A 13,261-nucleotide genomic window follows, 5' to 3' on the forward strand; every position below is an offset into this window, starting at 1 on the left:
TTTATAACATAACCTGTATATTTATTAAGAAAAATGCTATAGTTTTTATTATAATCTTAAAATGAAATTTTTCAATACTAATCTTGCATTTTTAAATGTCTTCCCAGAATTTTTTCGTATTTTTTTCTATTTCCACTTTATTTTTAACATAATGATAAAAAAGTAGTCTTTTTTCAGCAAACTGATATACTCGTTGGTACCAAACCTTTCATCTAAAAACATAATAATCCCATTATCATTTTCAGTTCGTATTACCCTTCCTGCTGATTGAAGCACTTTATTTATCCCTGGATACATATATGCATATTTGTATCCGAAATTATTCTTTTTATTGAAATATTCTTTAATTAAATCTCTCTCCATACATATTTGTGGAAGACCGACTCCAACTATTACAGCCCCAATAAGTTTATCATGGGCAAGATCAATGCCTTCAGAAAAAACTCCTCCCATAACGCAAAAACCTATAACTTCTTCATCTTGCTTGTTGTTAAATTTATTAATAAAGTCTATTCTTGCTTCTTCATCCATAGTACTATCTTGAACTATAGCATTATGGCTATATTCTTCTGCAAATATGGAATACACTTCATTCATATATTTATAGGAAGGAAAAAAACCATATAGTTTCCAATTTTACTGCTTACCATTGCATCTATATATTGTGCAATAGTTTTACAACTTTTTTCCCTATTTACATATTTAGTTGAAATTCTATTTCCAATTAAGACACATTTATTTTCACTCGGAAAGGGAGACCTTAAGGATATAATATAATCTTCCTCCTCTGCTCCAAACATTTCTTTATAATATGGCAAGGGTTCTAGAGTTGCTGAAAAAAATACAGCACTTTTCCCTCTCTTTAAAGCCTCTGAAATAAGTTTTGAAGGATCTAAGCAAAAAAAGTTTTATTTTAAATTCATTTTTTAGATCATTTTCACCATAAAAAACAAATTTATCATCATAAAATTCTGCTATTCTAATAAATGAAATACAGTCAAAATAAAATTGAAGCATATCTTCATATATTTCATCACTAGAATTTTGAATAAGCCACTCTTCGCATACTACTGTAAATTTGTATACATACCTTAATAAATCATCAGGAATTTCCTTATTCACAACAGTGTTTTTTTCTTCTGCTGATTTCCTCACATTTATAAGCACTTTATTTATGTTATCAAGTACCTTATAAATTTTGCTTTTTTTACTCTTGAGATTCTTTTTTAAGCTCATAACCGTACTTTTTAAAAGCTCCTTTGAATACATATCTCTTGCCCTATCTACAAGGTTATGTGCCTCATCAATTAAAAATGTGTAATTTCCTCCATTTTCTGAAAAAAATCTCTTTAAATAAACAGCAGGATCAAATACATAGTTATAATCACATATTATAATGTCCGACCAAAGTGTTAAATCCAAAGAAAATTCAAAAGGACACAATTTATACTTTTTTGCATACTCTTCTATTACAACTCTTGTAAAATTATCTTCATTATTTATAATGTCTAAAATAGCTTCATTTACCCTGTCATAATGTCCTCTGGCAAATTCACAGCCTTCTGGATTACAGGAAACCTTATCATTAAAGCATATTTTTTCTTTTGAAGTTACTGTAATAGATTTAACCTTAAGTCCCTTACTCCTCATAAATTCTAGTGCATCCTCAGGTGCTTTTCCATTTGTGCCTTTAGCCGTCAAATAAAAAATTCTTTCATTTATTTCTTCTCCCATAGCTTTAACTGCTGGAAATATAACTGACATAGTTTTTCCAATACCCGTAGGAGCTTTTATAAATGCTTTTTTATCCTTTTGTATAGCTTTATATACCCGCACTGCCAGTTCTCTTTGACCATTTCTATACTCATCAAAGGGAAATTTAAATTCCTTCATAGATGCATTTCTTTTTGATGTCCAGTCTTGTATAAAATGAGCCCATACTATGTATTTATCTAAAATATTAAAAAAATATTCCTGGAGTTTAGAATGGGACATAATTTCTTCAAATTGTTTATTTTCGTAGCTGTCTGCATTTATATATGTAAGCCTTATATTCACATTATCTAGTTTATTTTCCTCAGAATACATATATCCATAGCATTTTGCCTGTGCCCAATGAAGTTCATTGTAATCAGAATCAATAAATTCAAGTGATCTTCCTGTACTTTTAATTTCATTTATAATAACTCTATTTTCCTCTTCTATTATCTCATCCGCACGGCCATCAATTAAAAACTCTACTCCTTTATACTCAGTTTCATATTTCAAATAAACTTCCTTTGAATATTTACAGTTTTCTATACCCTCATACAGCTTTTTATTTTCTCTTTGAAATTTTCCATGAATTTTAGTTCCTTCTAGAGCTCTTCCCATTCCTTGAAATCTATTATCAATACTTCCGCTTCTCATTACAAATTCCACAAGATTTCTTATTGATATTTTTATCTTATTATTTTCACTCATTATTTGTTCCTTTTATCCTATCCCAATAATTTTTAGAGGCCTGCTCTATCTTGTTTTCACCATAAATATAATACTTTTTATCCTTAACCTTATCAGGTAAATACTGCTGTTTTACATAGTTATTTTTATAATCATATGGATATTTGTAATTTTGCATTCTACCTAGTGCCTTTGCCCCTTCGTAATGACCATCCCGTAAGTACACTGGAAGTTCTCCAATATTGGTGTTATCAAGTTCTGAAAGTGCTAAATCTATAGCGCTTATTGCAGAATTTGATTTAGGAGCTGTTGCAAGAAGTATTGTTGCCTCTGAAAGTGGAATTCTTGCTTCTGGAAAACCAATTTCAAGTGCTGCATCTGTACATGCCTTTACTATTGAAATAGCCTGTGGATACGCAAGACCTATATCCTCCGCTGCAATAACTAAAAGCCTCCTGCATATTGACTTTAAGTCACCGCCTTTAATAAGCATAGCAAGATATAAAGAAGCTGCATCAGGATCACTTCCTCGTATTGATTTTTGAAAAGCACTTAAAATATCATAGTGATTGTCACCATTTTTATCATATTTAAATATATTTTTTTGAGTACACTCTTTCATTATATTTAAATTTACATTTATATTCCCATCTTCATCCTTTGGAGTTGAGAAAATGGCTATTTCAAGAGAATTTAAAGCTTTTCTTATATCTCCTCCGCTTACATTTGCACAGTATTCTAAAGCTTCTTCCTCTATATTTATAGCCGTACTTTCAAATTCACTTTGAACTATTTTTAAAGCTCTTTTCATTGCCTTAACAATATCCTCATTTTTAAGTGGTTTAAATTCAAATATTATGGATCGGCTTAAAATGGCATTGTACACATAAAAATACGGATTTTCAGTTGTACTTGCAATTAAAGTAATACTGCCATTTTCCATAAATTGAAGAAGCAACTGCTGCTGCTTTTTATTGAAGTTTTGGATTTCATCAAGGTATAATAGTACCCCTTCTCTTGCCATTAAAGTATTTAAACTTTCTATTACTTCTTTTACATCACTTAAAGATGCTGTAGTGGCATTAAGCTTATATAATTTTTTATTTGTCTTACTTGCAATTATATTTGCAACAGTAGTTTTTCCAGTCCCCGGTGGACCATAAAAAATCATGTTGGGTATCATTTTACTTTTTAAAATTCTATGGAGTATCTTTCCTTCTCCAAGTATATGTTCTTGACCAAATACGTCTTCAAACTTCTCTGGTCTAATCCTATCTGGTAATGGCTTCAAAATGGAACCCCCTTCTTTGGATAAACAAGTTGAAAAATTTAAATTGCTAATACCAAGTTCATCCTGATAAATTGAAATTTAAAGCAAAGTACAATTGACAAAGTACAAAGTACAATGAAGGAGGATTTGCCTTCCTCACGTCAGGCAAATCTTAAAATTTAAATATTATCAGCTTCGCTGAGCGCAATGCTTTGCGCGATTATGTAATCATTAAATTTAAGATTTTCTACGCTCACGGAGAAAAATCAACCTTCATTGTACTTTGTACTTTGTACTCTGGTTTAACTTTCTACATAAACAAATTTGTTTTTGTGCCATTTAATAAACCTCTCAAAATCCTCATACAAAACCCCTATTGTTGCTGTATTAACATTGGATGAAAGTTTATAAAATGCTTACCTACTAAATCTTTATCTATCAAAATTATAACAGAACTTTCTTTATCATTTATTATACCAAAAGGAGTTACAGATCCAGGTTTGACGCCTAAGTGTTTAAATAATCTTTCTTCTGACGCAAATGATAACTGTGTACTGTTTATTTGTTTTGATAAAAATTTTAAATCTGCACGTTTTGTTTCTTCTAAAATCACAAGATAGTGAATATTACCTTTTCTATTTCTCAAGAATAAGTTTTTACAACATTTTCCTTTAATATCTATTTCCAATTTATCAGCTTCTTCAACAGTATATACTGCTTTATGTTCATATCTTATGTATTTAATTTTTAGTTCATTTAAAATATCATATACCTTTTGTTCCTCTGTACTAATCATTTTTTCACTTCCTAATTTTGCTTAACACATTCATGTATTTTGGTTTTTGAAGTCATATGCGCTCCCGCGCAAACTCTAGATTATTAAAAGTAATTGTATTTTTATTTTGCTTAACACATTCATGTATTTTGGTTTTTTGAAGATTATATAATATTTTTATAGTTTATATAATAAAGGATGGTGCATATGAATAGCATAACAAGAAACAATTTAAAGAAAAAAAGCTAAAAATTTAACTCCTCAAAGAATAGCTGTATATAAATATCTACAATCAACTACTGAACATCCTTCTGCCGAAACAATTTATAAAGCACTTCAAGAAGATTATCCAACTATGAGTTTAGCTACAGTTTATAAATCATTGAAAACTCTTGTTGAAGTGAATCTTATTCAAGAATTAAATGTCGGAGAAGGGAATTTTAGATACGATGCTAACATTCTTTCTCATCCTCATATACAATGTTTAGTTTGTGGTAAGGTGGATGATATCCGTGACTTAAGCTTTGAAGAATTAAACCAAAAAGTAGCTTCATATACTGAGTATGAAGTTATGTCAAATCAAGTGTATTTTTATGGAATGTGCAAAAAATGCAAATCCAAAAAACCACTTTAATTAAAATTTCATGCAAAATATTTAATCGCCCCGCATATAATTAAATATGTTAATTATATGCGGGGTGATTTATTTGAAATTCAATGTGATTTTTTTTAAAAGAAAACATCTATACTATATAATTCTTTTTGTTTCCATGGTTATATTATTTATGATATTTGTTTTGTCCAAGCAATCAGTATCAACTTTTAATATAACTTCCAAAAATACAGTAATTAAAGACTATGATGTAAATGGTGATGGCAACAATGATATTATTTACATAAAAACAAATAATGATAAATATTTTATACAAGTTAACTGTAAGGATAGAAGCTATATATTAAAGCCAAATAAAGTTATAAAGACAATGGGTTCCTATAAAAATTATTGGCCTATTACGCTTACTCTAGCTGATGTAACAAGAGATAAAGTAAATGAAATGTTTGTTCAAAGCTCACAAAATGATACACCAATACAACATATGTTTATATGGGATAATAACAACTTCAAGGATGTACTTTATAATTATAATAACATAATCGGTTTAATAGACAGCCATAATAACGAGACACCAAAAATAATATCTGCCAACTTTTTTAATAATAAAATAGACTTTTCAAACTTCATTCTTATTAGAAATAAATTAAAGAACTATACAGCTAATTATAAAGATAATGCTATAGGAAAAGACAGCGTAGCGGCGCTTATATGTAAAATACAAACATTGGATCCTAATGAACTAAAAAATCAAGATAAAATTTTTTACTCCGATTCTTGGAGCACATTTGCCCAAATATATAACAAGTTAATTAAAGACAATAATACCTATACTTTTGAAGATGGTTCATTTAAAGACACTCGTTATAACAAAGATGGAGAAATCTCAGAAGTTAAGTGGATACTTAACTTTAAAAGTATATCTAAATCTAATGTAAATGAGCTAAAAAACTATTCACTGGATGTTACACTTAGGGCTTCGGAAGAAAATAAGGACAATCCATATTATTTTAAAATATCAAATCTAGATCTAAGCTATAACTAGTATGGTTAAGCAACAGATCTTAGAACATTAAATAGAATTCATAAATCTAAGAGCATAAAAGAAGGGACCGCACTTAAGCGATCCCAATGGGGATGGGGGGTTTCGGTATAAAATAAATTTCATTTTATACCAATGGAGTTTCATTTCTCCACTCACAATTTATGATAACCACTTTTACTAATTTTATTCACTATTTTATTTTATCAGACAAAATTGCGGCAACTGTAATAAAATTAAACAAAGAATGATTTAAAACAGAATACCAAAAACCTTTTTTGTGAATTAGATAACAATTTTCTACAGCAAGAATAAACAAAACTGGAAGGGCCTTTAAATTATAATGTAAAGTTGAAAATAACATACTTGAAACAATACAGCTTGCATATAAGCCTATTTTGCCTTTTAAAATTTTTTCAAACAAAATAAATCTAAATATAAATTCCTCTAATATGGGAGCAAAAATTACACTCACAGGTATATATTTAATAATACTAAGCAATTTCATTTTTCCATATCACTTACAACTTCTTGTTGCTGTACATCAATATTAAACTTTAAAAAAATCCATTGAAAAATAAAAGCTGCCACTATATTCATTGTATAAAACACTATAAAGTATTCAACAGCTTTTATAATATTAACCCTTCTAATACTAAAACTGTACTTATCATAGTCATTTTCATCAATATTATTTTTTAAAATTAATATTGATAAAATAATAAAGATAAATGGAAAAAGGTTGTCCATAAAATTAGAAGTTATAATAACACCTACTGCGTATATTACAATATATAAAAAATTCATATACTTATTATGTTTTGTCTTGCTGAAATATTTAATAAAAATAACTATTGGGAACACATAAATAAAGATTATTATAAATATATCAACTATAATTTCAATCATCTTTATACCTCAAAAATATTCCTTGATTTCTGGTTAGGCAAATCAACAATATTTAATGTTCCGAAATATTATTGATTCACCTTTATTCCTCATCAAATAAATTATCCAAAACTTCTTGTTTGCCATCTTTAGTAAGAGATGAAAAGAAATATATCTTTTCATTGTTATCTAGCTTTAATGTATCTCTTATTATTTTTTCGTTTTTAGCTTTTTCATTTTTAGTTATTTTATCACTTTTAGTAGCCACAATCATACACTTATAATCATAATACTTAATCCATTCATACATGGTTATATCGTCTTTTGTAGGCTTATGCTTGAATCTACTAGTAATACAACCTTAAAAAGCTGTCTCCTGCCCACCAAATAATTTTCTATAGTAGCAGCCCAGTTTTCAAGCTGGCTTTTTGAAACTTTTGCATAACCATAACCTGGTAAATCAACAAAATAAAATTCATTATTAATCAAAAAGAAGTTAACTAACCTTGTTTTACCTGGCGTTGAACTAACCTTAACTAATTTTCTTCTATTAGTAAGAGAATTAATTAAAGAAGACTTGCCAACATTTGATCTTCCTACAAAGGCAATTTCCGCCATGTTGTTAGAGGGAAATTGTGTTTTTTGAGCTGCTGAAATTATAAATTCAGCTTGTTTTATTTCCATCGCTAATACCACCTATTAAAGCATTTTGTAATACTGTATCTATTCTATCTGCAGGTATAAAATTTATTTTTCCTCTTATGGATTTTGGAATCTTCTTAATATCCTTTTCGTTTTCCTTTGGAATTATTACAGTATCTACTCCTGCACGATATGCTGCTAAAGTTTTCTCTTTAAGTCCACCTATAGCAAGTACTCTGCCTGTTAAAGTAATTTCTCCTGTCATAGCCACATTATGTTTAACTTTTTTTATCACTTAATGCAGATACCATAGCAGTTATCATTGTTACACCTGCTGATGGTCCATCTTTAGGAACTGCTCCCTCTGGCACATGTATGTGAACATCTTTTTCTTTATAAAATTTATCTTTTATATTATACTTTTCAGCATTTGCCCTAACATAACTGTAACCTGCTTCCGCTGATTCCTTCATTACATCTCCAAGTTGGCCTGTTAATTGAAGTTTACCATTTCCAGGCATAATTACTACTTCTACAGGAAGTGTGTCTCCACCATAAGCCGTCCAAGCCATTCCTGTAACAACTCCAACTTTATCTTCCTTGTCAATCTTTTCAAACATATATACATCTGTTCCTAAATACTTTTTTACTGTGCTTGTATTTATGTTTATAATTTTCTTATCCTTTTCAACCATGTCAGTTATAGACTTTCTTATAACTGTTGCTATTTTTCTCTCTAAATTTCTCACTCCAGATTCTCTTGTATAATTTTCAATAATATAATATATTGCAGAATCCATAAACTTTATCTTATCTTCATCAACATTGTGCTGTTCCAGCTGTTTTTTTATAAGATAATTTTTTGCTATGTGAAACTTTTCTTCATAAGTATATCCTGACACCTCTATTACTTCCATTCTATCTAGTAAAGGTGTTGGTATAGTATCTAAAGTGTTTGCCGTAGTTACAAACATTACATCGGATAAATCAAAATCAAGCTCTAGGTAGTGATCTCTAAAAGTACTATTTTGCTCACTATCAAGAACTTCAAGAAGTGCATCAGCAGATTCACCCTTATAATTTGAACTCATTTTATCTATTTCATCTAATAAAAATAACGGATTTTTAGCTTTTGCCTGTTTCATTCCGTAAATTATTCTGCCAGGTATTGCTCCAACATAAGTTCTTCTATGACCTCTTATCTCAGCCTCATCATTTACTCCGCCCAGTGACATTCTCACAAAATTTCTATTTACAGCATGTGCTATTGACTTTGCAATTGACGTTTTACCAACTCCAGGTGGACCTACAAGACAAAGTATAGGTCCTCTTAAAGAGCCACTCATTTTCTTAACAGCAAGGTATTCTATAATTCTATCCTTTACATCTTTTAGCCCATAATGCTCCTTATCAAACACTTCTCTAGCTCTTTTAATATCAAGATTATCTTTTGTTTTTTTATTCCAAGGGAGATCTAAAATCCAGTCTATATATGTTTTTATCCCCCTCCCTTCTGAAGAATAACTGCCTATATTTTCTAGTTTTTTAAGTTCATATAAGCTTTTTTCTTTTATTTCTTTTGGAAGTTTTGCTTTAGAAATTTTTTGCTTATATTTTTCTATCTCTTCTTTTTCTTCGTCTTCTTCCCCAAGTTCTTCCTTCATAGCTTTTATTTGCTCTTTTAGATAATATTCTTTTTGAGTTTTATCAATCTTTTCTTTTACTTTACTTCCAATTTGCCTTTCAAGCTCAAGTATTTGAAGCTCATTTTTAAGTATTGTAAGTACAACTTCTAGTCTTTCTATTGAATCACAAGCTTCAATCATTTTTTGTTTATCTTCAAAATCTATGATTAAATACGAAGCGACAATATCAGCATATCTTCCAGGTTCATTAATATCCTCAATAGATGTTAATGTATCTTTAGGTATTGCCCCCGACAATTGTACATATTTTTTAAAAGATTTTTCTACCAGCCTTATAAGAGCCTCTGCTTCATTCTTATCATATTTCTGTTCATCATCATTTATAATATTAATGTTAGCTTTTATAAAAGGTTCTTTTTCTAAATACTCTTCTATTTTTCCACGATATAATCCTTCTACTAAAACCCTAACAGCATCTCCTGGAAGTCTAAGTATTTGTTTTATACTGCAAACTGTTCCTATTTCATTTATTTCATCTTCAATCGGTTCTTCTACCTTTGCATCCTTTTGAGAAACCAAAAATACTCTCTGTTCTTTTATCATGGCATCCTCTAATGCAAGGATAGACTTCTCTCTACCTACATCAAAATGTGTTACCATATATGGAAATACTATAAGTCCTCTTAATGGAATTAAAGGAAGAATTTCTTTCACCTTTTCATGTTTCTCCCCTCCCTTTCAATCTGTAATAAAATATAGTCAATTTAGTATATTATAAACATAAAATAACAACTTTTCAAATTCTAAATCATGTAATTATCCTTATTTATCCCCTTTGCAGTAAGTATTCCTTGTTCATTCCCAATAAAGTTTTCAACATTTTTATTTTCAACCAAAGCATATTTAAAAACCTCTTTTATATTTTTAACTGGTATTATTCTCATGTTTTTATATGTTTTTAATATATTTTGATAGTTTGAAGCCGGAATTAACACAGTAGTAACTCCTGCTTTTTCAGCAGCACTTACTTTACTATTTATTCCTCCAACAGGTTTTACATCTCCGTAAAGGGTTATTTCTCCAGTCATTGCCACTTTATTATCTACACTTGCATTTTTTATAGCACTGTATATTGCGCAGGAAATACTTATTCCAGCGGAAGGACCATCAACAGGAACACCTCCTGCAAAATTAACATGGATATCATAGTTATTAACATCAATTCCAAACACTTTTTCCAGCATAGTAAGTGCATTTTCAACTGAACACCTTGCAGTACTCATCTTTTTTATTTTTCTATTGCTTACATTCATTTCTTCTTCTTCAACTATTCCTGTAGCTTTTACTCTTCCATTTCCATCGCCAACCTCAATAGCTGTAGCTTCAATTTCCATAAGTGCTCCACTGTTTATTCCATAAACTCCCAGTCCATTTACATATCCGACTCTTGGTACATCATTTATTCTTGGCTCAATGTGCGGCAAATATTGACCATTCTCTACAATCCATTCTATTTCTTTAGATGTGATGGTAGTATTTTTTTCATTTAAAACGATGCCAGCACCTAACTGAACCATATTTACTGTTTCTCTCCCATTTGAAGCGTATTTTCCTATAAGCTTAATTGCCTCATCATCAATACTTATATTGATTTTTTCAACAGCATTCTTAGCTATAAGTTCAATTTCATTTTCTTTTAAACTTCTAAAAAATATTTCTACACATCTTGAACGAATAGCTGGGTTGATTTCATCTGGTCTTCTTGTAGTTGCTCCTATAAGTCTGAAGTCTGCTGGCAGTCCATTTTCAAAAACTTCCCTTATGTACTCTGGCATATTGCCATTCATAGAATTGTAATATGAACTATCAAAAAACACCTTTCTATCTTCCAAAACCTTCAAAAGCTTATTAAGTTCAATTGGATGTAATTCACCAATCTCATCTATAAAAAGTATTCCCCCATGCGCTTTAGTTACAGCTCCCGGTTTAGGTTGAGGTATTCCAGCAACCCCAAGTGCACCAGCTCCTTGATAAATCGGATCATGAACTGACCCTATAAGTGGATCAGCTATACCTCTATCATCAAACCTTACTGTAGTTGCATCTATTTCTATAAATTTAGCTTCGCCAGAAAATGGTGAATATGAGCACTTCTTGGCATATTCTAAAACCAATCTTGCTGCTGCTGTTTTTCCAACTCCAGGAGGTCCATATATTATAACATGCTGTGGATTAGGTCCACATATTGCCGCCTGCAATGCTTTTATTCCCTTTTCCTGCCCTATTATTTCTTCAAATTTATTAGGTCTGCTTTTTTCAGATAAAGGAATAGATAAATTAATTTTTTTCATTTTATTTAGATTATCCATTTCTTTTTTGCTGCTTTTATCAATAACAATTTTATTGGTCTGCTGCCCTTTTAAAGCATTAAAAAAATACAATCCCATTATTAATGTAAAAACTATTTCTATCGTCATTAATATTGCAATCATAAAATACGCCTCACTTTTATTTATAATTAAACTATACGCTATTTTATATCAACAATATTATGTGATATTTTAGTATTTAATATACAGCAAAAATAAAAGGAGTAGTTAAAATTTTAGCTACTCCTCCTATAATAAATTATGCAGTTTCTATACCTTTTTTGCCTTTTAGATCATCAGTCTTCTTAGGAGCAGAAATCTTTTTAGCACCATCAGAAAGTACAAGATCAAGCTGCTTACTCTTTACAGATTCTTTAGTAACTACTACTTTTTCAACATCCTCTCTGGATGGAATGTCAAACATAGTATCTTTAAGCATTTCTTCCAGGATTGCTCTTAAGCCTCTAGCTCCAGTATTTCTTTGAATAGCTTCTTTTGCAATCGCTTCAAGAGCTTCATTTTGAAATTCAAGTTCCACATTATCAAGTTGGAACAATTTTTTATACTGCTTAACAAGAGCATTTTTAGGCTGTGATAAAACCTTTATAAGTGCATCTTCATCAAGTGCATTAAGGGTAACTATTATAGGAATTCTTCCTATGAATTCAGGTATCAAGCCAAATTTGAGAAGATCTCCAGGCATAATTCCCTTAAGAAGCTTCCCTATATCCTTTTCATTCTTTGATTTAATATTTGCACCAAAACCAATAGTACTTACTCTTGTTCTTTTTTCTATAATTTTATCAATTCCATCAAAAGCTCCTCCACAAATAAATAATATATTTGTAGTATTTATTTGTATAAACTCTTGATGAGGATGTTTTCTGCCTCCTTGAGGTGGAACTGAAGCTACAGTACCCTCAAGTATTTTTAAAAGTGCTTGTTGAACGCCTTCACCAGAAACATCCCTTGTTATAGATGGATTTTCAGATTTTCTAGCTATTTTATCTATTTCATCGATATAAATTATACCTTTTTCAGCTCTTTCAATATCATAATCCGCATTTTGAATTAACTTTAACAATATATTTTCTACATCTTCACCAACATAACCAGCCTCTGTTAAAGTTGTAGCATCAGCAATTGCAAAAGGAACGTTTAAATACTTTGCAAGTGTTTGTGCAAGCAATGTTTTACCACTACCAGTTGGTCCGAGAAGAAGTATATTACTCTTTTGAAGTTCTACATCATCACTAGCAGCATTGGAATTTATTCTCTTGTAATGATTATAAACGGCAACTGATAATGATTTTTTAGACTCTTCCTGCCCAATTACATATTGGTCAAGATAATTTTTTATTTCTGTTGGCTTAGGTAATGCTCCTACATCAATTTGTGGATTTTCTTCAAACTCATCTGCAATTATTTCAGAACACAACTCTATACATTCATCACATATATAAACTCCTGGTCCTGCAATTAATCTTCTAACTTGATCTTGACTTTTACCGCAAAACGAACAACGTAATTGTTTTTTATCATCGAATTTTGCCATTTCATCACCTCTTTCAAAG

The 13,261-nt window shown here is 30.0% G+C and carries 10 protein-coding genes and 3 pseudogenes; 2 read left to right on the plus strand and 11 right to left on the minus strand.

Annotation, left to right across the window (positions count from 1 at the left end; all coding sequences use genetic code 11):
• Positions 1–126: 126 nt before the first annotated feature.
• From AGR56_RS21330 to AGR56_RS04055, 5 genes and pseudogenes are all read right to left on the minus strand, one after another.
• On the minus strand, positions 127–597 hold the full coding sequence (locus AGR56_RS21330) for a helicase C-terminal domain-containing protein (protein WP_242851305.1): 471 nt from the start codon (positions 595–597) through the stop codon (positions 127–129).
• Positions 594–818, minus strand: a complete 225-nt coding sequence (locus AGR56_RS21335) for a hypothetical protein (RefSeq protein WP_347460388.1) — start codon at positions 816–818, stop codon at positions 594–596. Before AGR56_RS21335 ends, AGR56_RS21330 begins: the two co-directional genes overlap by 4 nt.
• Positions 805–2,463 (minus strand): PD-(D/E)XK nuclease family protein, encoded by a 1,659-nt coding sequence (locus AGR56_RS04045; RefSeq protein WP_242851306.1) that lies wholly within the window; start codon positions 2,461–2,463, stop codon positions 805–807. The genes AGR56_RS21335 and AGR56_RS04045 overlap by 14 nt, the downstream gene beginning before the upstream one ends.
• On the minus strand, positions 2,456–3,733 hold the full coding sequence (locus AGR56_RS04050) for a replication-associated recombination protein A (protein ID WP_084756861.1): 1,278 nt from the start codon (positions 3,731–3,733) through the stop codon (positions 2,456–2,458). Before AGR56_RS04050 ends, AGR56_RS04045 begins: the two co-directional genes overlap by 8 nt.
• A gap of 281 nt (positions 3,734–4,014) precedes the next feature.
• Positions 4,015–4,505: pseudogene (locus AGR56_RS04055) on the minus strand (prolyl-tRNA synthetase associated domain-containing protein).
• A 250-nt stretch (positions 4,506–4,755) separates the two neighbouring features.
• Between AGR56_RS04055 and AGR56_RS04060 the strand changes: the two are divergent.
• Together AGR56_RS04060 and AGR56_RS04065 are read left to right on the plus strand one after the other, a co-directional pair.
• Positions 4,756–5,121 carry a transcriptional repressor gene (locus tag AGR56_RS04060; RefSeq protein ID WP_157055658.1) on the plus strand — a complete coding sequence of 122 codons (366 nt, stop codon included), beginning with the start codon at positions 4,756–4,758 and terminating at the stop codon, positions 5,119–5,121.
• Between the two features lie 136 nt (positions 5,122–5,257).
• Positions 5,258–6,145 carry a hypothetical protein gene (locus tag AGR56_RS04065; protein ID WP_207642160.1) on the plus strand — a complete coding sequence of 296 codons (888 nt, stop codon included), beginning with the start codon at positions 5,258–5,260 and terminating at the stop codon, positions 6,143–6,145.
• 190 nt (positions 6,146–6,335) lie between these two features.
• On the opposite strand, the gene AGR56_RS04070 is transcribed toward AGR56_RS04065, so the two are convergent.
• The 6 genes and pseudogenes from AGR56_RS04070 to clpX form a co-directional block, all read right to left on the minus strand.
• Positions 6,336–6,650: a CPBP family intramembrane glutamic endopeptidase gene (locus AGR56_RS04070; RefSeq protein ID WP_053241226.1), complete on the minus strand. Its 315-nt coding sequence runs from the start codon at positions 6,648–6,650 to the stop codon at positions 6,336–6,338.
• Positions 6,647–7,051: a hypothetical protein gene (locus AGR56_RS04075; protein ID WP_053241227.1), complete on the minus strand. Its 405-nt coding sequence runs from the start codon at positions 7,049–7,051 to the stop codon at positions 6,647–6,649. Before AGR56_RS04075 ends, AGR56_RS04070 begins: the two co-directional genes overlap by 4 nt.
• An 82-nt stretch (positions 7,052–7,133) precedes the next feature.
• Positions 7,134–7,714 (minus strand): annotated as a pseudogene (gene yihA, locus AGR56_RS04080) (ribosome biogenesis GTP-binding protein YihA/YsxC).
• Positions 7,695–9,978, minus strand: a pseudogene (gene lon, locus AGR56_RS04085) (endopeptidase La). Before lon ends, yihA begins: the two co-directional pseudogenes overlap by 20 nt.
• 143 nt (positions 9,979–10,121) lie before the next feature.
• Positions 10,122–11,810 (minus strand): ATP-dependent protease LonB, encoded by a 1,689-nt coding sequence (gene lonB / locus AGR56_RS04090; protein ID WP_053241228.1) that lies wholly within the window; start codon positions 11,808–11,810, stop codon positions 10,122–10,124.
• Positions 11,811–11,946: 136 nt separating this feature from the next.
• Positions 11,947–13,242, minus strand: coding sequence for an ATP-dependent protease ATP-binding subunit ClpX (clpX, locus tag AGR56_RS04095; protein WP_053241229.1), 1,296 nt, complete (start codon positions 13,240–13,242; stop codon positions 11,947–11,949).
• Positions 13,243–13,261: the final 19 nt, after the last annotated feature.

Source organism: Clostridium sp. DMHC 10 (genome assembly GCF_001270375.1).
GTDB lineage: Bacteria > Bacillota > Clostridia > Clostridiales > Clostridiaceae > Clostridium_S > Clostridium_S guangxiense.

Bases quoted from the DNA above. Each gene is read 5' to 3' on its own strand.
- AGR56_RS21330 (WP_242851305.1), bottom strand. From the start codon at position 597: ATGAATGAAGTGTATTCCATATTTGCAGAAGAATATAGCCATAATGCT.
- AGR56_RS04045 (WP_242851306.1), bottom strand. From the start codon at position 2,463: ATGAGTGAAAATAATAAGATAAAAATATCAATAAGAAATCTTGTGGAA.
- AGR56_RS04065 (WP_207642160.1), top strand. From the start codon at position 5,258: ATGGTTATATTATTTATGATATTTGTTTTGTCCAAGCAATCAGTATCA.
- AGR56_RS04070 (WP_053241226.1), bottom strand. From the start codon at position 6,650: ATGAAATTGCTTAGTATTATTAAATATATACCTGTGAGTGTAATTTTT.
- AGR56_RS04075 (WP_053241227.1), bottom strand. From the start codon at position 7,051: ATGATTGAAATTATAGTTGATATATTTATAATAATCTTTATTTATGTG.
- lonB (WP_053241228.1), bottom strand. From the start codon at position 11,810: ATGATTGCAATATTAATGACGATAGAAATAGTTTTTACATTAATAATG.
- clpX (WP_053241229.1), bottom strand. From the start codon at position 13,242: ATGGCAAAATTCGATGATAAAAAACAATTACGTTGTTCGTTTTGCGGT.